Genomic DNA, 21,337 nt, shown 5'->3' on the forward strand with positions numbered 1-21,337 from the left:
AGAGTAGGTTTTTTGTTTTTAAAAGGGTTTAACCTACTGTTAATATTTACTATGTAAACGAACAAATCCTTGTGATAGACTTTTCATAAAAAGTAATAATAATACTATACTGCGATTCAACTAGGAGAAGCACAATGAATAAACAGTCTTTTCATCAATTTACCTTATTAACTATTGTAAATAGTATTTTGTCTTTCTTGGTGTTATTTAGTTATAAAATCTTTAGTGATGGTATTAAAATAAATGATTTTTTCCTCTGGATGCAGTTTGATACAAAGAAGTTTGCTATTTATTTATTTATTCTTTTTCTTGCCTTTATTTCCACAGCTAAAGGACAACGTAAGATTTATAACAAGTTAAAGGAAAAGTATACTTGGGTTTTGGTTTTATTAAAATATTTATTGATCTTTCTAATTTTATTGGGTGCTTCAATTTTTATAAACTTTTACTTCCAATATTTCCAAACATTAAAGGACCCGCTGTTAACACACCAATGGATTGGGGGTCACATCAAGCCTTTTTTTGCAGGAGTGTTGTATTTACTGATTATATACATTTTAATCTTTGCTTTGGTGGGAAACATCTATATTAGTACGTTAACTACCAGTTTAGTGTTATTGATAATTGGATTTATCCATTACAATAAGCTAAACCTAAGGGGAGAGCCTCTATATCCAGCTGACTATACTCAAATTAATCATCTAAAAGATGTAATCCCCATGGTGAAAGAATATATTTCAATGAATCAAGTTATTTTCCTTGTTTTAATAGTGCTTGTCGTTGGAACTTTAATAGTCTTTCTCCCTAAATTAAGAATTGCTCTTTGGGTAAGAGGATTAATTCTTGTTGCGGCCTTAATCATGATTTATTCTTATACCTATTTCCCTAATACTTTTATGAAAGCGTTTGTCGAAAAAAACAACATCGAAATCGTAAAGTGGAACCAAACTTATAATTATCAAACAAATGGATTTTTATTTGGATTTGTTTCAAATTTGCATGTTGAAGGATTTGAAGAACCAGAGGGATATACGAAACAAAAGGTTGAAGATACGGCTCGAAAATACTTAAAGAGCGCTGACAATTCTAGTGAAACGGGAAAGAAGCCTAACATTATCTATTTAATGAGTGAAACATTTTGGGATCCGACAAAGTTAAATATTTCTTTTAGTGAAGATCCAATTAAAAATGTACGTGAATTAATGACAAAGCATACATCTGGCCAAATCCTTTCCTCAAACTTTGGTGGAGGAACAGCTAATGTTGAATTTGAAGCGTTAACTGGATTTACGATGTCATTCTTAAATGAGGGAGCAATCCCTTACCAAGATTTAGTTCCACAAAAAAAGTTTATTCCAACGTTAGTAAGTGATTTAGAGAATAAAGGATATGAATCCTTGGCCATTCACCCAGGTAGTAAGGTTTTTTACAAACGAAATCTTGTCTATCAAACGTTAGGCTTTGATGAATTTTTAGATGAAGGCACGATGAAGCATACAGAGAGAACGGGCGCCGCACTTATAAATGATGAATCATTTACACAAGAAATATTAGACAATATTAAAAATCATGAAAAACCAATGTTTATTCATGGGGTATCGATTCAAAATCATATGCCTTACAATGAAAAAAATTATCCTGAATATCCAATTGAAGTTTCAGGCCTGCACCCAGATTCAATCTCGCAGGTAAAAGTATATACAGAAGGACTAAGAAGATCAGATTTAGCTTTTAAATATTTAGTAGATCAATTAGAAGAAATAGGCGAGCCTACAGTTGTGGTTTTTTGGGGTGATCATTTACCGGTTCTTGGAGGGGATTACTCTATTTATAAAGAAGCGGGTTATCATGATAAAGACCCAAAGGTTAGAGAATTAAAATATTTTGAAACACCTCTTTTAATCTACTCTAACTTTGAAACGGAAAAATATGATCTCAACACCATTAGTCCATATTATTTAGCTCCTGTTGTTTACGATATGATTGGTCAGGAAAAACCCGGCTTTTATCACTTACTTGATCAAGTTAGAAGTGAAATACCCGCAATGAAAGGTATAACCAAACTCGGAAATGATCAAGAATTACTAACGAAACTGACAAAAGAGCAGGAACAGCTATTGGACGACTATAAGCTGATTCAATATGATTTATTAATAGGTAATCAATATAGTATGGAATTGTTGTTTTCTAAGAAAAAATAGATAAGCACAAGAACTTAGTTCTTGTGCTTATCTTTTCGTTTAGGTACTATTTTACTCTTGACCGTATTCATGATTGTAACAATAAGCGAATCTTTAATCACTATCAATCCAACCAAGTAAACACAAACTCCAATGAATAATTGAATAAAAGTCACCAGCAGCGGGCTTATATTGATAAATTTATCAACAGCACTCACTGAAAAGAAAACAAGTATACTTAAGACGAAATACTTTATAAACATTCCTGCAAAGTTTTTAAATTCAAAATACTTTCTTGCAAAATACATTTGAATAATGGCGCCTACAGCTTCTGCCACTAACAGAGCTATCGTAGCAGCTGTACTCGCAAGATGCGATACAAATAGGAAATTTGTAATTAAACTTAGTATTGCACCAATTGTAATGGCAATCGCATATTTATTTTGCTGGTTTGTTGAAACCAAAATTTGAATGCCAAATATATTAGCTAAGCCAACGAAAAATATGACTGGGCTCATGATTATTAACAAATTAATTACTGCATTAAATTCATTGCCTAAGAACCATGTTACAAAATTGGGGGCGATTCCCATTAATCCCAATGTCATTGGTAATGTAATCAATAATACAAATTGAAGGGCATATTTAATGTATTTTTTCATGGATTCAGTATTGCCTTGAGAAAATTCATGTGCCATTCTTGGAAGTAAAACTGAACCTAGTGATGTAATAAATCCTAAAGCAATTCGCACCACTTTATCTGCTTGGTTATAATAACCAACTTCAACTTCCCCAGAGACGCGTCCTAATACGATTCTATTAACCAGCGTATATACTTGTATCATTATTTGCGGTAAAAACAAGCCAATGATCGGCCAAAAATGTATTTTTATATCACGATAAGCAATTCGCTTAAACGTGATTTCTTTTAATAAAGGAATCCACATAATCAATTGGCCTGCAAAAAGGGTAACGGCATTAATTGTTATATAATAAGATAAATCACCAATATCTTTTACAAGAGTAAAAACCAATACGATGCTGACCAATCTTACTAGTATATTTCGTGTTGTTACGCTCTTAATTTGCTCTTTTCCAATAAAATACCAAGATACATCTAAGGTGGTAGCGACTAGGGTGAAAATATGAATAAAAAATAGTGATTTGTATTCATTGGCAGTCAAAGCAAATAACAGATAGACCACTAAAGTAATAATTGAAATGAAAAGTTGTATGAAATAGATGGACCAGAATTCTTTTGACCGTTCTTCCACAGTTTGCTTTGTGGCAATTTGTCTGCTCCCATACATTGGAATGCTTAAAATTGCAAAAACTAAAAAAAGTTGAACAATAGATAATACATAGGCATCCGTACCAATACCCTCGGGTTTAAGTACGCGAGAGATATACGGCGTCAAAATAAATGGAGTTAATAATAATAATAGTTGGTATATTACTGTATATAAGTAATTCGAGACAAGTTTACCCATAAAATGCTTTCAAATCCTTTAGAAAAATTAATGTATTTATATCATTTTTTCATCAGTTAAGATTAGCATTAAATGTAACCAGAAACAACGTATAATTATGTTTTTTTAAAGAAAATGGCGAGGTGATGAAGATTAAGTGAGGCTGATTTAAATGTTGAAGTAAAAGCAAAGTTTAGGTATAGTACTAATTGTGTTCAGTAGGAGATTAGTTTTGTTCAATAGGGAGAAACGATATGGATCCTAAAATTAGCATTATTGTACCCGTGTTCAATGTTGAAAATTATATTCATGATTGTATGGAAAGTATTCTTAACCAGTCCTTTAAAGATTTTGAAGTTATTTTAGTTAACGATGGGTCTAGTGACCGAAGTGGGGATATTTGTGACGAATATGCGAAGAAGGATAAAAGAATAGCTGTAATACATAAAGAAAACGGCGGTCAATCTTCGGCAAGAAACAGAGGGATCGATATCGCTAAGGGAGATTATATTGGGTTCATTGATAGCGATGATTGGATAGACCTTGATATGTACAAAATCTTGTATGAAAAAGCAATAGAAATAGACGCGGATATAAGTACATGTAATATTGTTGAATATCAAAAAGACTCTTCAAAACGTCTTTTTTGTCTTGATTCGACGGATTGTATATTTGATCGAAAAGATGCAATCGGTGAAATCTATTTAAATGAGAGACTTACCTTTAGTCCATGTAATAAAATATATAAACGGGAATTATTCAATGGGTTGCGCTTTAAAGAAGGATATATTTTAGAAGATATGGATTTTGCATATAAAATCATACATCGATCTAATAAAATTTTTTACACAGGGAAGCCATTATACAATTATCGATATAATGATAAAAGCACGTTACGTAAGACCTTTTCCAAAAAGCGTATCGATGAATATCAAGTTAGAAAGGATATGTATACCTTTTATCTTGAAAATTATCCAGAGCACGCTAATGAGGTATATGCCGAATTGGTATTAAAGGGTTTAGAGTTATATATCAATGTTGAGAAGTATTATAGAAATGAAAAGAAGCAATATAAATATTTAATTGCTGTAGACCGGGAAAAATTAAAATCAGTAGTATCGAAAAAAGATTATAATAGGAAGAAAAAAATTCTATTAACGATTGGCCTTATTTCGCCTGAACTGTTAGTAAAAGTATACCGTTTTTATTGGGATAAAATTAAGCATGAGTTATAAGGATAAGTTCTACTAGTTGTACTTTGGAGTTGAAAAAATAAAATGATAGCCTTTGTTATTTTGAATTATAATACGTGGGAAATGACATTACGTTGTGTAGAGTCAATTTTTGAAACATGCAAACAAAATTACACCATTTATATAGTAGACAACGGTTCAACCAATGACTCCTATTATCAAATTGAAAAAGAATATCGAGGCAATGAGAAAGTCGTTGTGATTAAATCCGAAAATTTAGGATATGCAAGAGGCAATAATAATGGGATTAGACAGGCTATAAAAGATGGCTATGACATCATTACAGTTACGAATAATGATGTTATTTTTTTAGAAGATAGTATCAATCGTATGTATTCATTTCTTGGAAGTAATGAGGATACTGCTGTTGCTGCTCCTTATATTTTGTCACCAGAAGGAGTATTACATAACTTACCTTCATTAAAAAAGGTAAGAAACAGGGATTATCTGCTCCATCATACCAGACTAGAGAAGTTTTTATCGAAAGAGAGTAAGAGACAATATGACCAGCAATACAATTTAACGAGTAATGCTATAGGGAATGAACCGATACCTATCTATAAATTTTCTGGCAGCTGCTTTATGGCAAAACGTGAAATGTTAGAGGAAGTAGGATTATTCGATGAACATACTTTCTTATATTTTGAGGAAGATATTCTTTGTCAAAAAATGATGGATCTAGGCTATCTAGCCTGCTTCCTGCCAGATTCAAAAATCGTCCATCACCATGGTTTAACAACGGGTAAAGATAATTTGTTTGTTGATACCGAAATGTTAAAAAGTGAGATGTATTTTCTTGCAAGATATAACAAGATGAGCTCGTTTGGCAGGCTGATTGTCTATAGTGACCGTGCACTCACATCTTTAATAAAAATAATTAAAAAACGGTACCATCAGGCTTCTCTTAATGATTATATGGTTTTTTTGAAGAAAACGTGGAAACATTTTATTAAATACTCTAGAAGTGAAAAGAATGTAATATAGTAAAAAACACTGGACACCATCTCTTCTAATTATATAGATGGTGTTATTTATTACATCTAAAGGCTTGTGAAATGGGGGGGAATAAAATGAAAAAAAATTTACTACTCATCTTAAGCATGCTGCTCATTTTAAGTATGTTCCTTAGCATGGCGTACGTAAAACTATTTGGCAAGAATATGAATGCTGTCGAGGAGGATGTAAGTGGAAATGTATCACAGCACCTTAAAATAAATATCGGCAGAGAACCACTGACGTTACATCCTGGTCTTGCGAATGATTCAGTTTCAGAATCAGTGGTTTTACAATTATTTGAGGGTTTAACACGAACAGAATTATGGGGTCAGACGGTAAATGCTGCTGCCTCCATCGTAAAAATATCAGATGATCAAAAAACATATACATTTACCATTCGGGAAGCTAAATGGTCAAATGGCGACCCAGTCGTTGCGAAAGATTTTGAATATGCATGGAAATGGGTTTTGGACCCTAAAAATAAGTCGGCCAATGCTTACCAACTTTATTATATCGAAGGTGCCCAAGCATTTAATGAAGGAAAAGGCAGTATTGAAAATGTAGGGGTAAGGGCCGTTGATGAGAAAACATTAGAAGTAAGACTTGTCAATCCAACTCCTACTTTCTATAACATCGTATCATTAGGGGCATATTTCCCTATTAACAGTAAAATAGCTGAAAAAAATCCTGACTGGGCAAATGAGGTTAGTAATCAATACACGACAAATGGTTCTTTCCAATTAAGTGAATGGTCGCATGATAATAAAATTGTTCTTGAAAAAAATAAAAGTTACTGGGATACAAATATGGTGAAATTAGAGAAAATCTCCATGCATATGGTCAATGATCCAGCAAAAGAATTATCTTTATATGAAAATGGTGAACTGGATTTAATAAATTCACCTATTGAGTCCATGATGATTGATGATGAATTGTTTTATACTCAATCCTTAACGGGTACGTATTCATTCAAATTAAATACAAAAGCCGAACCGTTTACGAACAAAAATATCCGAAAAGCCTTGGCTTTAGCGATTAACCGTCAAGAAATCGTTGATAATACGAAGAATAAGAAAATACTTCCAGCTATGGCTGCTGTACATCCAGCGATTTTTTCTGAAAGTAAAAAAGGGTATTTTCAAGATAATGATGTAAACAAGGCACATGAATATTTACAAAAAGGATTAGAAGAGCTGGGCTATCAAGAGGTCTCCGAACTGCCCGCGATTACGCTGTCTATTACCACCAATGAAACGGATGTAGGGATTGCTGAAGCTATTCAAAAGATGTGGTCGGAAAACTTAGGTGTTAAGGTTACGCTTGATTCTTCAGATTGGACTATCCAAAATGAAAAAATTCAAACCCTTGATTATGACGTTGCTCTCATGAAATCATTGAGCTCTTTTAGGGATCCGGTTAACGTACTAGAATTATTTAGTCATGCGAATACTAGTAACAATGGGGCTGGATGGCAAAATGAAGAATTTGAAAATTTATTGAAGCAATCCAAGATCGAGACAGATACAAACAAACGCCTGGAATTATTAAAGAAGGCAGAAGGACTGTTGGTAGACGAAATGCCAATTATTCCAATTTACTTTTTTACAGATGAAGTAATCCAAAGCAAAAAGGTAAATAATGTGGCTTTTCCTTACCCAGGTCAAATTCAACTTAAATGGGCCTCTTTAGAATAACGATATAAATTAGAAATTTCCAAGGGCATAGCTTTTGGAAATTTTTAAGATTGAATGATAATTCATAGGAGGAAAACTAGTGATTGGGAAAGAGAAAGTGACCATTCTAGTACCAGCGTATAACGAAGAAGACGTGTTGCAGCAATTATATTCAAGATTGATAAATGTTTTTAATACATTGCCTTTATATAAATTTGAATTACTATTTGTTAATGATGGAAGCAAGGATGGAACTTTACCGAAAATCAAATTATTAAGAGAAATGGATAATAGAGTTTCATATGTCAATCTTTCTCGTAACTTTGGCAAAGAAACAGCGATGATTGCAGGTCTTGACTATGCTGCAGGTGATGCTGTAATCATTATAGATGCTGATTTACAGGATCCTCCTGAATTAATCCCAGAAATGATTCACTATTGGGAAAATGGATACGATGATGTTTATGCGAAAAGAAACTCTAGATCTGGAGAAACCTGGATAAAGAAGACGACCGCGACAGCTTTTTATAGGTTATTAGAAAAAGTTGCAAGAGTACCGATTCAAAGAGATACAGGGGACTTTAGGCTTTTGGATCGTCGGTGCGTTGATGCTTTAAGGCAATTAAGAGAGACTCAGAGATATACAAAAGGAATGTTTAGCTGGATAGGGTTCAATAAAAAGGAGATTTTATTCGATAGGGACCCGCGTGCAGCTGGAGAAACGAAGTGGAATTATTTTAAACTATTTGATTTAGCCATTGAGGGAATTACATCCTTTACTACTACTCCGCTTCGGATTTCTGCTCTATTTGGATGTATTGTCTCTTTTTGTGCCTTTATTTACATGATTTGGATTATCACAAAGACGATGCTATTTGGGGACCCTGTAGCGGGGTATCCTTCATTAATGACAGTAATCTTATTTTTAGGAGGTATTCAACTTATTTCATTAGGTATTTTAGGAGAATACATTGGCAGGATATTTAATGAAACGAAAAACCGGCCACTTTATTTCGTTGATGAATATAACAATGTTAAAATAAATAACTTTGATACCAATAAACTTCAGGCAGTTAGTAAGGAATGAACGTTCAGGAGGTAGTCTATGGAAAGAAGAAATGAGATTGTTATGTATCTCTTATTTGGTGTACTTACAACCGTTATCAATATTCTATGCTACGTTTTCCTTAGAGAATATCTACATATTGAATATATTTTATCAACAACAATTGCCTGGTTCATATCGGTGGTTTTTGCCTTTTTAACAAATAAAAAATATGTTTTTAAAAGTAATTTCACCGAATTAAATGTCGTCATACAAGAGTTTTTTTCATTTACCTTTTTTCGAGTGGTTTCGTTGGGGATGGATCTCGGCATTATGGTCGTGTTAGTAGAAATAATTAAATTTGATGATTTTATTGCTAAAATTGCTGCGAATATAGTTGTGGTAATTATGAACTATATTGTAAGCAAATATGTAGTTTTTAGGACGAAACGAGTCAATGAATAAATAAGTAAACATGAAAAAATCAGTTGGGTCTTCCTCCTCCCAACTGATTTTTTTACAGAAATGGTTTGAATCCCCACGCTAACCATTTAGCAGTCATCGAAATTAAATTAATAATCGGTATAATGGAATAACCCAATAATCCTAGCTTATTATCAAGCATTTTATGTTTAATTAGAAAATAGACAATGATCACGGAAAACAATACTGAACCTACTGTAAGTACTCTTCTGCCAGAGGCATAAATAGTAGGCGAAAAAAACATTACTGCTATTGATGCGATTAATGCCAGGAAACAAAGTAGGATAAAGAATCTATTTTCGCTTTTTCTCACTACTAAAATAATTAGTATTACGCTAAAGGCCGACCAAAAAAGGTATGGAATCAGTGCAATAATAAGTGAATATTTAACTTCCCATAAATAAGCGAAATTGGTGGTAATATTAATGCTGTTAATTTTACTGAAATTATAAAACAAATTCATTTCATTACCTAAAAATAGTGCACCCAATACGATTGCAAAAAGTAAGGCGAAAAATTTTGATAGCCATAATTTACGTAACTCACTATCTAGCAGATAGCCGGTAACCGTTATTGCAGCTAAGGTAAAAACAAGTATCCTCATTTCATTAAACATCTTATCGAAAAACCACACTACCCCAACATAAAGATGATTCAGAAAAGATAAGTCGTTAAATTCCGGATACCAACTGGCGATTTCGCTTTCCAATCGTACTTGGTTACCTGGAGAAATCAATAAAATAATGGTTCCCATCACCATAATGCCAGTGAATATAAAAAATTTAGTTTCTTGATGTTTATGTTGAAAAAATAGACATATGTGAGCTGCTATTGAAAAACATGAAATACATAAAGCTACCTGTTCATTACTGATAGAAGCTAAGAAACCACAAAATATAAAAATAATAAATGGAAGCCGAGCATCAGAGTTATTTTTATCCCTAAAAACTTTATCTGCTAAAGGTATCATGGCGAACAGACCCAAAGCTATGGGCCATAAGTAATTTAAAGAACCGGTGACCCAGAAAAAACCAGAACTTAAAACGCCTTGGTGTATATAGCCCAAGGTTAAGATTACCAATACTAGATATTTAGTACTTACATGGCCTTTTATAATACGAACGATTGAATAGGCTAATAATAAAATAATAAGCGGATTTAATATACGCCAAATCCATAATTTTCCATCTAATAAATAGTAGGAAAGGATATCTGGTATAAGGCGGCCTGACCATTCAAAATATCTAAATTGTATCCATTCTAAAATAGAATAATTTTGAGACGCTGTTTTATAAAAAAGATCATCACCAGGATAAGGTGACACTGCGAAATGAATTCCATATAAAATTAAAAACAATAAGAATATTAATGATAACTTAGACCGTTGAAATATGTACAAAGTACTTCACTCCAATTATGAATTTACCATGCAAAAATATTTTAGACTTTAAATATAACAGTATTATTTTTTAAAATAAATGACGAAATATGTTACAATACAACCTGACTGGAAATATCTCTGAAGTTTTTTCTGGCGACTTTATTTTAGCTAAGGTTTTTTAACAGGAGGAGTTTGCTATAAAGAATCAACGTTTTGTTCTATCGGTTTTATCTTCATTAGCCGTTTTTTCTTTTTTTCTGTGTGTATTTGCTATAACAAGACAAGTTCCGTTTTATCAACTATCAAAAGTCATCAGTCCGAGTCTCATATTAATTTTCGTTTTCTCCAGTCCCTTCCTGATAAAGGCGTTCTGGGAAAGTGCCAAAAAAATAAAGTACTTATTTATCCTTAATATAATCTGGTTAACGATATTGCTCGTCTATTCCATTGTAATTGAAGATAACAGTGTATCTTTAGCCATTCGCTTTTATGTTATCTTAATCTTACTCCTATCGGCGTTCTTTTTACCTCCTAAAAAAATATACGTTACGATTTTTATTGGATTGGCAGTTTTACATAGTGTTCTCTTAATTGGTTTTGAAACGTATATCGTTTTTTTAGGTGATCCTGATTTTTCAGGGTATATAAGATCAAAAGTAATGGAATATGGTTTTGGGGATATTTATACTTTTAATCAATATTTTTATCGAATTCAAATTAAAGGTAATCCGGTGCTGCCAATTGCTTTTTTAGTAAGTTTATATGCTATCCAATCCAAAAGACTAAAGATTGCGGCCGCTTCTCTTCTTTTTGTGGGAACGATTGTCGCCGGGAATTTTGCTTTTACATTAGCAATCGTTTTCTATTTAGGTATGTACTGCGTCATTTTATTCTTCTCAAACCAAAAAGTATCTGCCTATTTGAAGAACCTTTTTAATAGTCGAAAGCGAATACTCATGGTGGCAGGCTCCCTATTATTCGTATTGGTTCTAGTTGGTGCAATTGTATTTCCATATTTAAAGGAATTGTTCATATTAAAAATGCAAGTCTCCATTCCTACCCGATTTGATCAAGTGAACCACCTGATTGACAGCTTAACTGAAACACCCATCACTTTATTATTTGGACAAGGTCTTGGAAATGTAATCAGTGTTATATCGGACTACCGTGACTATAGAACTTACTACTACTTTGAACTACAAACCATCTATATTATCAACCAGGTGGGTATTCTATATTTCTTGGTGTTTTTATTTACAAAGATCACATATGTGATCAAATTTTGGAAAAACAAATATATCTACCTACTTTATCTTTCTTACGTTGTATATGCATTTACCAATCCCTATTTATTTGATACAACAAATATTGTGGTTTTAATTGTATTAAGTTCATTAGGTAAACTATATTTAAAAGAAGGTAACAATAGTGAATCAAAAATTTAAGGTTTGTGCGGTTATGGTTTGTTTCTACCCAAACTTAGAAGAGTTATCGAATAATATTAAATCGATAGTTGCGCAAGTAGATAAATTAATCATTGTGGATAATAGTGAACAACCAGTTACAAACAACTTTTTAACCGAAGAGGAACAAGTAAGTAAAATTGAATGGATTTCTTTAAAGGAAAATATGGGGATTGGAGCAGCGCATAATGTTGGAATAAAATTGGCTATCGAACAAAACTTTGATGGTATTTTACTTCTTGACCAAGACAGCAATCCCCCAGAAAACCTTGTAAGTACTCTGGCAGAAGGAGTTCAATTTCTACAAGACCAAGGGATAAAAGTTGCGTGCCTAGGTCCTGATATCTTTAATAAAAATACAAATGAAAATTATAAACCTTTAGTCAACAAAGGGATAGAATTAAACGAAGACTTTGTTGAAAAAGATGTTTTAATTAGTTCCGGTAAATTAATAGTCGCGGAGGCTGTTAAAGATGTTGGGATGATGGATGAGAGCTTGTTTATTGATTTAGTCGATTTTGAATGGTGCTGGCGAGCTAGAAAGGTTGGCTATCGAGTATTTAGCAGAAAGCGAGCTAGAATGGGCCATATGGTTGGGCAGAAAAACGTAAAAATCTTAAAAGTGTATAATTTATTAATCCCTTCTCCTATCAGGCACTATTATCAATTTAGAAATACACTTTTTCTCTTAAAACGAGACTATGTTCCAACTTACTGGAAATGTAAAGCGGTTGTTGAAAGAAGTATTGAGTTCTTTCTTTACCCTATTTTTATATCCCCAAGAATAACAAGAATTCGCTATATTATCAGTGGAATACGCGATGGCTTATTCAATAAGAAAGGGAAATTTACAAATGGCTGAGAGCATACTAACGAATCAAAACGTCTGCGGTATATTAGTTACTTATAACCCTAATATTGTTGAGCTTAAGGAAAATATAGAATCTGTTATTCACCAAGTAGGCGGGATTTGTATTGTAGATAATTCAACGGATGCTGCCCTTCAAAAAAAGGTATTCGATTTTCAACAGGAAAAATCCCTCCATGTTATATCGAATAGAGGAAACTTTGGTATTGCGGCTGCCCAAAATATTGGGATGAAATGGGCTTTAGACAAAGGCTTTGATGCATTTTTTTTCTTGGATCAGGATAGCAAATTAATGGAAGAAACGGTATCCAAATTAGTAGGGGAGTATAATCATATCCTAAGTCAAAATCAAAATGTTGCCTGTATCGGTCCATTGGCTTTTGATCGAGATAAAACGGAAGAAGATGTCTATCACAGCTATGGCAGTGGTGAAGAAAGAATCATAAAAGTTCAACAAACCTTAAGCTCAGGATCATTAATTCCTAAACATGCATTTATGCAAATAGGCGGTATGGAAGAAGATTTATTTATTGATTTAGTTGATTATGAGTGGTGCTGGAGAGCAGAACAAATGGGGTACTCGACGTATGTTACACAGGAAGTAAAGATGGCCCATCGACTAGGTGAAGATCGGTACCACTTTTTAGGGAAGAGCATTGGCGTACCTTCACCGATAAGACATTATTATCAATTTCGGAACACCCTTATCATGTTTACTAGGTCCTATGTGCCGTTAAGTTTTAAACTTAAATATATACCCATCTTATTGTTTAAGTTTTTCTTTTTCACTCTTTTTGTAAAGCCTAGATCGGTACGCTTAAGAATGATATCAAAAGGGATTAAGGATGCTTTAAAGGGTGTAAAAGGTGATATTAATGGGGAGAGACCTAATATGGTTTATGAATCAAAGTCATAACCATGAAAAATGGAGGTGAAATGATGAAATTTTCAGTTCTAATGTCGGTATATTTTAAAGAAAAGCCGGAGTTCTTAAAAGAATCCATTGAAAGTTTATTAAAACAAACATTAAAACCTACTGAAATTGTCATTGTTTTTGATGGTAAGCTCACTGATGAATTATATGGTTTATTAGATCAATATAAAAATGCTCATCCCGACCTTTTTAACTATATCCAACTCGAAAAAAATATGGGATTAGGTAAAGCGTTGGAGATCGGTATTACTAAATGCAGTTATGATATTATCGCAAGAATGGATAGCGATGATATCTGTCATCCAGAGAGATTTGAGAAACAAATAAACTTTTTGAAAAATAACCCAGATGTTAAAGTACTTGGTTCTTGGATTGCCGAGTTTGAAAAAAGTCCTGAAAAAATAGAATCGATCCGTAAAGTCCCCTCTACTTATGAGGAGATAAGAGAATATGCTAAAAGACGCTGCCCGGTAAATCATATGACTGTGGTTTATTGGAAGGAAGCCGTTTTAGAAGCAGGAAGCTATCAAACCTTAATGTGGAATGAAGACTATTTTTTATGGGGAAGAATGTTGAATAGTAATATTAAGTTTATGAATATACCTGAAGTTTTAGTATATGCTCGTGCAGGGGCAGATATGTTTAATAGACGCGGGGGATTAAAGTATTTCAATAAAGAGGTAGAACTGCAAAAAGAATTTTTGAAAATGAATTTTATTGATAGAAGTACATTCTTAAGGAATATTTTATTGAGAGGTTCTGTCAGAATTCTTCCCAACGCTCTAAGGGGTTTTATATATAAGAATATGCTTAGACGTTAATGATTTAACTTAAATGAATAAGTAAAGGAGAACTGAATATGAAGGGTATAATATTAGCGGGTGGCAGCGGTACAAGGCTTTATCCTTTGACAAAAGTAGTTTCGAAACAATTACTTCCAGTTTACGATAAACCAATGATTTATTATCCACTTTCTGTTTTGATGTTGGCAGGAATTAAGGATATCTTAATTATTTCTACACCAGAAGATATTTCACGGTTTGAGCAAATTCTTGGGGATGGAGCGGATCTAGGAATGAATTTTTCTTATAAAGTTCAGCCGCACCCAGGTGGATTAGCACAGGCATTTTTAATTGGTGAAGAGTTTATTGGAGATGACAATGTTGCCTTAGTTCTAGGTGATAATATTTTCTATGGCCATGGTTTAACGGATTTATTAAGAAAAGCTGCTTCAAGGGAAACGGGTGCATCTGTTTTTGGATATTATGTAAATGACCCAGAGCGTTTCGGAGTGGTTGAATTTGATGAGGAGGGTAAGGCGATTTCGATTGAAGAAAAGCCTTTAGTTCCTAAGTCAAACTATGCCGTAACGGGTCTGTATTTTTATGATAATCGAGTAGTTGAAATTGCAAAAAGCATCAAGCCTTCTGCGCGTGGTGAACTTGAAATTACAGACATAAATAAAGCCTATCTTGAGAAAGAAGAGCTCAATGTAGAATTACTTGGACGGGGCTTTGCTTGGCTGGATACAGGAACTCACGAGTCTCTCCTAGAGGCATCGCAGTTTATTGAAACAGTTGAAAAACGTCAGTCCTTAAAAATTGCCTGTTTAGAAGAAATTGCATATAAAATGGGCTATATTACAAAAGATAAGTTATTAGAATTAGCTGAGCCATTAATGAAAAATCAATATGGGCAATACTTAGTAAAAGTTGCGGCTCAAGGATTGAAATGAGGTATATGAAATGAATGTAATTGAAACGAAACTTTCAGGTGTAAAAATTTTAGAACCTAAGGTATTTGGTGACCATCGTGGTTACTTCATGGAAAGCTATAATAAAAATATTTTTGGAGAACTCGGCTTAAACTTTGATTTTATCCAAGACAATCAGTCCCTATCAGCTCCTGTTGGAACGTTGCGCGGGCTGCATTTTCAATTGAATCCTAAGGCGCAGACAAAGGTTGTCCGTTGTGTCACTGGGGCAATTTATGATGTTGCGGTAGATATTAGACAGGGTTCACCTACATATGGACAGTGGGTTGGTGTAATTTTAAGTGAACATAATAAGCGTCAGCTGCTTGTTCCAAAAGGGTTTGCCCATGGTTTTTGCACATTAGTACCTGATACCACGGTTGCTTATAAAGTAGATGAATATTATTCACCAGAACATGATGGCGGTATTCTTTGGAATGATCCTGAATTAGGCATTGATTGGCCTGCAACAAATCCAATTCTTTCTGATAAAGATACAAAGCACCCAACATTGAGTGCAGCAACTCATCTAAATTTTGTGTACGAGAAATAGGAGGCATTACAATGAAGTTATTAGTTACAGGCGGAGCTGGATTTATTGGCAGCAACTTTGTCCGTTATATGGTAAACAAATATCCTGAATACACTATCGTTAACTTAGATTTGTTAACGTATGCTGGAAATCTTGAAAATCTTAAAGATATTGAAAATGCAGCTAATTATAAATTCGTTCGTGGAGATATCGCAGACCGTGAATTTATCAATGGTCTCTTTAAAGAAGAGAAGTTCGATTATGTGTTGAACTTTGCTGCTGAATCCCATGTTGACCGCAGTATCACGGATCCAGGTATCTTTGTACAAACCAATATACAAGGAACTTTGGCGTTACTTGATGCGGCAAAGACATTCGGAGTTACAAAATACCTTCAAGTATCAACAGATGAAGTCTATGGTACTTTAGGTGAGACAGGCTATTTCACGGAAGAGACTCCTTTAGCAGCAAACAGCCCGTATAGTGCTAGTAAGGCTGGTGCAGACCTGCTCGTTCGTGCATACCACGAGACATTTGGTCTGCCTGTGAATATTACACGTTGCTCTAATAACTACGGACCGTTCCATTTCCCTGAAAAGCTTATTCCACTGATGATTATCAATGCTCTACATGATAAGGAACTTCCTATTTACGGAGATGGATTGAACATTCGTGATTGGCTTCATGTTGAAGACCATTGCCAGGCGATTGATCTTGTACTTCACAAAGGACGTAATGGAGAAGTGTACAATGTCGGCGGCAACAATGAACGTACAAACATTGAGATAGTAAAAACCATTCTAAAGCATTTGAATAAGCCAGAGTCATTAATGAAGTTTGTTACGGACCGTCCGGGTCATGACCGTCGTTATGCGATTGATGCAACGAAGCTTCGTACTGAACTTGGCTGGTCACCAAAATATAATTTTGATACTGGAATCGAACAAACGATTAACTGGTATTTAAATAACCGTGAGTGGTGGGAAAATATCATTTCTGGGGAATACCAAGATTATGTGAAATCCCAGTATGGCGACAGATTAGAGGTAGAATAATGAAGGTTGTTGTAACAGGTGCAGCAGGTCAATTGGGGCAGGATGTTATTTTGGAGTTAGAGCGAAAGAATCATCAAGCATTCGGAGCAGACCGGCAGCAATTAGATATTACCAAAGAAGAGGAAGTTCTTGCTTTTATTAGTGAAGTAAAGCCAGACGTGATTCTGCACTGTGCCGCCTACACGAATGTCGATGCTGCAGAAGAGAACGAAGAAGCTGCCTATCAAGTCAATGCAGCAGGTACAGAATATTTAGCTAAAGCAGCCAAGCTGAATGGCGCAAAAATGATGTATATTAGCACTGATTATGTTTTTGATGGTACAGCTAATGAGCCCTATGAGGTTGATGAGCCAACAAAACCCCTAGGTGCCTATGGAAGAACGAAACTCGCTGGTGAACAACTTTTACAAAAGCACCTTGAGAAATTTTTTATTGTCCGGACAGCTTGGGTGTTCGGGATTTATGGGAATAATTTTGTAAAAACGATGATTCGCTTAGGCAAAGAGCGGGGAGAAGTCGGTGTGGTTCATGACCAAGTCGGTTCACCTACCTATACCGTCGATCTAGCCCAGTTTATGGTTGAGTTAATGGAGACTAATAAGTATGGAATTTATCATGCTACGAACAGTGGTATGTGTTCTTGGTATGAATTTGCAGTGGAAATATTCAAGCAGGCTGATATGAATGTAACTGTGAATCCATTAACAAGTGACCAATTTCCACGCCCAGCTGCACGTCCGAAATATTCAGTCTTAAGCAAGAAAAGGATTGAACAGCAGGGCCTTAAACCTCTTCGTGATTGGAAAGAGGCACTTGCTGCCTATTTAGCCGAATCAAACAGATGATGTACTTAAATTGTAATGCCCCTTTCATAAAGAAGGGGTTTTTTTATTATGAAAAAATTTTGTGAATGAGGGAACATTCTTGTAACTTAATGAAATGGTTAACCGTCTATAACAGTGGAAGAAGGATTAAAATAAATGTTGTAATTTGTCATTCATGTGAGCTCTTTTCTAAGTGAAGAATTCGCTTTCATTACTATTACATTGGTGTTGTAGTATTTTTATTTATGTTTCAATCCTATTAAAAGGGAAATAATTGTCGTATAACCTAGTTTATTTCTATAATGGACTATGCTATAATCCATTAGGATATGTTTATCGTAAATGTTCATCATAATTAATCAAACTATTAAAATAATAAAAATATAGATACGTAAAACTTGGAGGGCATATGCTTTATATTACTCTAGCTATCTGTTTTTTTGCGTCAATATTACTCACTCCGTTAGTTAAGAAACTAGCCTTTAAGATTGGAGCAACAGATAAACCAAATCAAAGAAAAGTTCATTCACGTATTATGCCTCGTCTAGGAGGATTAGCGATCTTTTTAAGCTTCCTGATTGGTATCCTGATAACGAATCCTACTGATGAATTATTAGGTGAATACCATTTATCAATTGTTATTGGAAGCTTTATCATTATTTTGACAGGTATGTTTGATGATGTAAAAGAAATTTCTCCAAAAGTAAAACTGGCTGGACAGGTTGCCGCAGCCGCAGTGGTAGTCATTTATGGCGGTTTGAAGGTGGAATTTATTAACATCCCCTTTGGCGGTATTATTGATTTTGGCTACTTAAGTATTCCATTAACGATGATTTGGATTATTGGGATTACTAATGCCATTAATCTTATTGATGGTTTAGACGGTCTAGCTGGCGGTGTTTCCTCTATTGCATTAGTGGCAATTGCTGGAATGTCATTTATTACTGGTACTCCTTATGTTGCGATAATGGCGTTAATTGTTGCTGCTAGTACAACAGGTTTCTTATTCTATAATTTCCATCCTGCTAAAATTTTTATGGGAGATACAGGGGCCCTATTCCTAGGGTATATCATTTCTGTATTGTCATTATTAGGATATAAAAATATTACGTTTGTTTCGTTGATTATTCCTATAATCATTCTTGGTGTTCCGATTTCTGATACATTCTTTGCGATTATTCGCCGACTAGTGAACAAGCAGCCATTATCAGCACCAGATAAATCACATCTCCACCACTGCTTGTTGAAATCAGGGTTTACTCATCGTCAAACCGTCTTGTTAATTTACTTTATGGCAGCCCTTTTCGGCTTAGCTGCATTCATTTTCTCGCAAGCAACGGTTTGGGGTTCAATTATCGTCATCATAGCCCTGTTAATTACTATAGAGCTTGTCGTTGAGAGTATAGGACTCATTCGTGAAGATTACAAGCCTCTCTTGAAATTGCTAAAAGGTTTTAAAATAGTTAATGTAAAAAATAGGTAATGCTTTATCGTGGAAAAGTCTAAAACACTGTTTTAGGCTTTTTATTTTCTTGAAAATTCTTTTTAGTGTTGTTTCCTGTGTTTTACTAACATATGGTGTTTTCGAAATTACTTTTATGGACAAGATACTATCGAGGAGGTTCACTATGCTTTTTATAACCTTGATAGTATGTTTTACCATCTCAATTTTAATTACTCCAATGGTAAAAAAGTTAGCTTTTCTCATTGGAGCTACGGACAAGCCAAATCGCCGAAAAGTTCATCAATCAACAATGCCCCGTTTAGGCGGATTGGCGATTTTTATCAGTTTTATCATCGGTATGGTCATTTTACAACCTGAAAACCCAGCTTCAACTGCGATTCTAATCGGCTGCATCATTATTGTTATTACAGGAATTTGTGATGATTTATTTGAGCTTCCTGCTAAGTACAAACTAATTGGACAGTTAGCTGCTGCCTTTACGGTTGTTTTCTTAGGTGATCTTCAAGTGTTTTTCATTAATTTGCCTTTTGGAGGACAGCTTGAATTTGGTTATCTAAGCATTCCCTTTACGATTCTTTGGATTGTTGGGATTACGAATGCTATTAATTTAATTGACGGACTAGACGGACTTGCAGCTGGTGTATCCTCGATTGCTTTGGTCACCATTTCTGGCATGGCACTTATTCAAGGCAGCTTATATGTGGCCATTGTCGGGACAATTGTTTTAATTAGTACACTTGGATTTCTTTTCTACAACTTCCATCCTGCAAGTATTTTTATGGGTGACACTGGGGCACTATTTTTAGGTTTTGTAATATCTGTTCTTTCATTGCTTGGATATAAAAACGTCACATTTATATCCTTTATCATCCCGGTTATTATTCTTGGCGTACCAATTTCGGATACATTTTTTGCAATCCTGCGCAGGATTATTAATAACCAGCCTTTATCTGCTCCTGACAAATCACACTTGCACCACTGCCTGTTAAGGCTTGGTTATACACATAGGCAAACGGTGTTATTGATCTATGCAATGGCTGCATTCTTTGGTCTGGTGGCTGTTATTTTTTCTCAGGCAAGAATCGGCGTCTCAATCTTCTTAATCTGCGTGCTTATTTTATTAATGGAGTTTATTGCTGAAAAAATTGGTTTGATGGGGAACAACTTTCATCCATTATTAAAGATTTTGCGTATGTTTGGAATTACAACGGCAAAGGATCGATCCTAAAAAAGGTGACTGACTCAAATGGCATAAGCTGTGGCATTTGAGTCAGTCACTTTTTTTAAAGTAAAACTTCCAAGTAATCCGTTTGCCCTTTATTTAGGTCGGCCTGTCCGTTTGTAAGTTCAGTTAACCAATCGACAAACACCGTTACTTGGTCCTCGTTTACGTATACTTCCACTTCAACAATATCTAGATAATGAATTTCCTTGATGATATATTCAGACTCCCGGAGCTCTTTTTCAACTTTTCCAAGCCAAGTATAATCAATCTTAACGTGAATAACCTGTACAAGTCTTCTTTCAACGATTCCTGCTGTTTCTAGACCTTCTGAAGTAGCTTTCCCATACGCACGAATCAATCCGCCTGCTCCTAATTTAATCCCTCCAAAGTAGCGGGTAATGACAACTACTGTATCTTTCAACTTCTTTTTTTTCAACACCTCGAGAATGGGAACGCCTGCAGTCCCGCTGGGTTCACCATCATCATTGGCCTTTTGAATTTGATCATTTTCTCCTATTAAATAGGCCGAACAATTATGAGTGGCGTCCCAATACTTTTTCTTTAGAGTTTGGATAAATTCTTGCGCTTCCCCTTCATTTTCTGCTCTTTTAATATGGGCGATAAAACGTGACTTTTGAATGACAATTTCATGTTCGGAAACTTCTTTTCTTACTGTAAAATACCGAGATAGCATGGTTTCTCCCTCCATCATTCTGTTACAAAAATATAAAAAAAACA

General features: G+C 34.4%; 19 protein-coding genes. 16 read left to right on the plus strand and 3 right to left on the minus strand.

The annotated features are described in order from the left end of the window. The first annotated feature begins 134 nt into the window (after positions 1 to 134). Entirely contained in the window at positions 135 to 2,201 is a 2,067-nt protein-coding gene (locus tag ACIQAA_RS10805) for an LTA synthase family protein (protein WP_402618779.1), read from the plus strand. A gap of 14 nt (positions 2,202 to 2,215) precedes the next feature. On the opposite strand, the gene ACIQAA_RS10810 is transcribed toward ACIQAA_RS10805, so the two are convergent. Continuing rightward, positions 2,216 to 3,670, minus strand: a complete 1,455-nt coding sequence (locus tag ACIQAA_RS10810) for a flippase (protein WP_402618782.1) — start codon at positions 3,668 to 3,670, stop codon at positions 2,216 to 2,218. A gap of 233 nt (positions 3,671 to 3,903) precedes the next feature. Here ACIQAA_RS10810 and ACIQAA_RS10815 point away from each other — a divergent pair, with 233 nt between their 5' ends. The 5 genes from ACIQAA_RS10815 (at position 3,904) to ACIQAA_RS10835 (ending at position 9,081) form a co-directional block, all read left to right on the plus strand. Beyond that, entirely contained in the window at positions 3,904 to 4,884 is a 981-nt protein-coding gene (locus ACIQAA_RS10815; RefSeq protein ID WP_402618785.1) for a glycosyltransferase, read from the plus strand. A gap of 42 nt (positions 4,885 to 4,926) precedes the next feature. Beyond that, positions 4,927 to 5,886, plus strand: a complete 960-nt coding sequence (locus ACIQAA_RS10820; protein ID WP_402618786.1) for a glycosyltransferase family 2 protein — start codon at positions 4,927 to 4,929, stop codon at positions 5,884 to 5,886. An 86-nt stretch (positions 5,887 to 5,972) separates the two neighbouring features. Further along, positions 5,973 to 7,592: a peptide ABC transporter substrate-binding protein gene (locus tag ACIQAA_RS10825; RefSeq protein ID WP_402618789.1), complete on the plus strand. Its 1,620-nt coding sequence runs from the start codon at positions 5,973 to 5,975 to the stop codon at positions 7,590 to 7,592. A 79-nt stretch (positions 7,593 to 7,671) separates the two neighbouring features. Next, the gene (locus tag ACIQAA_RS10830; protein WP_402618791.1) at positions 7,672 to 8,658 is read left to right on the plus strand and encodes a glycosyltransferase family 2 protein; all 987 of its coding nucleotides are present in this window, start codon (positions 7,672 to 7,674) and stop codon (positions 8,656 to 8,658) included. Between the two features lie 18 nt (positions 8,659 to 8,676). Then, the gene (locus ACIQAA_RS10835; protein WP_402618793.1) at positions 8,677 to 9,081 is read left to right on the plus strand and encodes a GtrA family protein; all 405 of its coding nucleotides are present in this window, start codon (positions 8,677 to 8,679) and stop codon (positions 9,079 to 9,081) included. 52 nt (positions 9,082 to 9,133) lie between these two features. Here the strand turns inward: ACIQAA_RS10835 and ACIQAA_RS10840 are convergent, their stop codons facing one another. Further along, positions 9,134 to 10,498: a DUF6056 family protein gene (locus ACIQAA_RS10840; protein WP_402618795.1), complete on the minus strand. Its 1,365-nt coding sequence runs from the start codon at positions 10,496 to 10,498 to the stop codon at positions 9,134 to 9,136. A 413-nt stretch (positions 10,499 to 10,911) separates the two neighbouring features. Between ACIQAA_RS10840 and ACIQAA_RS10845 the strand changes: the two genes are divergently transcribed. From ACIQAA_RS10845 to ACIQAA_RS10890, 10 genes are all read left to right on the plus strand, one after another. Next, positions 10,912 to 11,925 (plus strand): hypothetical protein, encoded by a 1,014-nt coding sequence (locus tag ACIQAA_RS10845; RefSeq protein ID WP_402618798.1) that lies wholly within the window; start codon positions 10,912 to 10,914, stop codon positions 11,923 to 11,925. Beyond that, positions 11,909 to 12,805, plus strand: a complete 897-nt coding sequence (locus tag ACIQAA_RS10850; protein WP_402618800.1) for a glycosyltransferase family 2 protein — start codon at positions 11,909 to 11,911, stop codon at positions 12,803 to 12,805. Before ACIQAA_RS10845 ends, ACIQAA_RS10850 begins: the two co-directional genes overlap by 17 nt. Beyond that, positions 12,798 to 13,727 carry a glycosyltransferase family 2 protein gene (locus ACIQAA_RS10855; RefSeq protein ID WP_402618803.1) on the plus strand — a complete coding sequence of 310 codons (930 nt, stop codon included), beginning with the start codon at positions 12,798 to 12,800 and terminating at the stop codon, positions 13,725 to 13,727. The genes ACIQAA_RS10850 and ACIQAA_RS10855 overlap by 8 nt, the downstream gene beginning before the upstream one ends. 23 nt (positions 13,728 to 13,750) lie before the next feature. Then, on the plus strand, positions 13,751 to 14,566 hold the full coding sequence (locus ACIQAA_RS10860; protein WP_402618806.1) for a glycosyltransferase: 816 nt from the start codon (positions 13,751 to 13,753) through the stop codon (positions 14,564 to 14,566). 38 nt (positions 14,567 to 14,604) lie between these two features. Beyond that, positions 14,605 to 15,480 carry a glucose-1-phosphate thymidylyltransferase RfbA gene (rfbA, locus tag ACIQAA_RS10865; RefSeq protein WP_402618809.1) on the plus strand — a complete coding sequence of 292 codons (876 nt, stop codon included), beginning with the start codon at positions 14,605 to 14,607 and terminating at the stop codon, positions 15,478 to 15,480. A gap of 10 nt (positions 15,481 to 15,490) precedes the next feature. Further along, complete coding sequence (gene rfbC, locus ACIQAA_RS10870; protein WP_402618812.1) at positions 15,491 to 16,051, plus strand: dTDP-4-dehydrorhamnose 3,5-epimerase; 561 nt, start codon at positions 15,491 to 15,493, stop codon at positions 16,049 to 16,051. An 11-nt stretch (positions 16,052 to 16,062) separates the two neighbouring features. Then, the gene (gene rfbB, locus ACIQAA_RS10875) at positions 16,063 to 17,085 is read left to right on the plus strand and encodes a dTDP-glucose 4,6-dehydratase (RefSeq protein WP_402618815.1); all 1,023 of its coding nucleotides are present in this window, start codon (positions 16,063 to 16,065) and stop codon (positions 17,083 to 17,085) included. Further along, positions 17,085 to 17,930 (plus strand): dTDP-4-dehydrorhamnose reductase, encoded by an 846-nt coding sequence (rfbD, locus tag ACIQAA_RS10880; protein WP_402618818.1) that lies wholly within the window; start codon positions 17,085 to 17,087, stop codon positions 17,928 to 17,930. The genes rfbB and rfbD overlap by 1 nt, the downstream gene beginning before the upstream one ends. 388 nt (positions 17,931 to 18,318) lie before the next feature. Further along, positions 18,319 to 19,392 (plus strand): glycosyltransferase family 4 protein, encoded by a 1,074-nt coding sequence (locus ACIQAA_RS10885; RefSeq protein ID WP_402618820.1) that lies wholly within the window; start codon positions 18,319 to 18,321, stop codon positions 19,390 to 19,392. A 145-nt stretch (positions 19,393 to 19,537) separates the two neighbouring features. Beyond that, entirely contained in the window at positions 19,538 to 20,602 is a 1,065-nt protein-coding gene (locus ACIQAA_RS10890) for a glycosyltransferase family 4 protein (protein WP_402618823.1), read from the plus strand. 55 nt (positions 20,603 to 20,657) lie between these two features. Here ACIQAA_RS10890 and ACIQAA_RS10895 read toward each other — a convergent pair whose 3' ends face one another. Further along, positions 20,658 to 21,293, minus strand: coding sequence for a YigZ family protein (locus ACIQAA_RS10895; RefSeq protein WP_402618826.1), 636 nt, complete (start codon positions 21,291 to 21,293; stop codon positions 20,658 to 20,660). Between the last annotated feature and the right edge of the window lie 44 nt (positions 21,294 to 21,337).

The sequence above is a fragment of the Neobacillus sp. NPDC093182 genome, from assembly GCF_044754045.1.

What these genes read in the sequence shown, in the direction of transcription:
- rfbC (WP_402618812.1), top strand. Translation starts at nt 15,491, where the DNA reads ATGAATGTAATTGAAACGAAACTTTCAGGTGTAAAAATTTTAGAACCT.
- ACIQAA_RS10810 (WP_402618782.1), bottom strand. Translation starts at nt 3,670, where the DNA reads ATGGGTAAACTTGTCTCGAATTACTTATATACAGTAATATACCAACTA.
- ACIQAA_RS10860 (WP_402618806.1), top strand. Translation starts at nt 13,751, where the DNA reads ATGAAATTTTCAGTTCTAATGTCGGTATATTTTAAAGAAAAGCCGGAG.
- ACIQAA_RS10855 (WP_402618803.1), top strand. Translation starts at nt 12,798, where the DNA reads ATGGCTGAGAGCATACTAACGAATCAAAACGTCTGCGGTATATTAGTT.
- rfbA (WP_402618809.1), top strand. Translation starts at nt 14,605, where the DNA reads ATGAAGGGTATAATATTAGCGGGTGGCAGCGGTACAAGGCTTTATCCT.
- ACIQAA_RS10805 (WP_402618779.1), top strand. Translation starts at nt 135, where the DNA reads ATGAATAAACAGTCTTTTCATCAATTTACCTTATTAACTATTGTAAAT.
- ACIQAA_RS10885 (WP_402618820.1), top strand. Translation starts at nt 18,319, where the DNA reads ATGCTTTATATTACTCTAGCTATCTGTTTTTTTGCGTCAATATTACTC.
- ACIQAA_RS10825 (WP_402618789.1), top strand. Translation starts at nt 5,973, where the DNA reads ATGAAAAAAAATTTACTACTCATCTTAAGCATGCTGCTCATTTTAAGT.
- ACIQAA_RS10890 (WP_402618823.1), top strand. Translation starts at nt 19,538, where the DNA reads ATGCTTTTTATAACCTTGATAGTATGTTTTACCATCTCAATTTTAATT.
- rfbD (WP_402618818.1), top strand. Translation starts at nt 17,085, where the DNA reads ATGAAGGTTGTTGTAACAGGTGCAGCAGGTCAATTGGGGCAGGATGTT.
- ACIQAA_RS10815 (WP_402618785.1), top strand. Translation starts at nt 3,904, where the DNA reads ATGGATCCTAAAATTAGCATTATTGTACCCGTGTTCAATGTTGAAAAT.
- rfbB (WP_402618815.1), top strand. Translation starts at nt 16,063, where the DNA reads ATGAAGTTATTAGTTACAGGCGGAGCTGGATTTATTGGCAGCAACTTT.
- ACIQAA_RS10835 (WP_402618793.1), top strand. Translation starts at nt 8,677, where the DNA reads ATGGAAAGAAGAAATGAGATTGTTATGTATCTCTTATTTGGTGTACTT.
- ACIQAA_RS10895 (WP_402618826.1), bottom strand. Translation starts at nt 21,293, where the DNA reads ATGCTATCTCGGTATTTTACAGTAAGAAAAGAAGTTTCCGAACATGAA.
- ACIQAA_RS10820 (WP_402618786.1), top strand. Translation starts at nt 4,927, where the DNA reads ATGATAGCCTTTGTTATTTTGAATTATAATACGTGGGAAATGACATTA.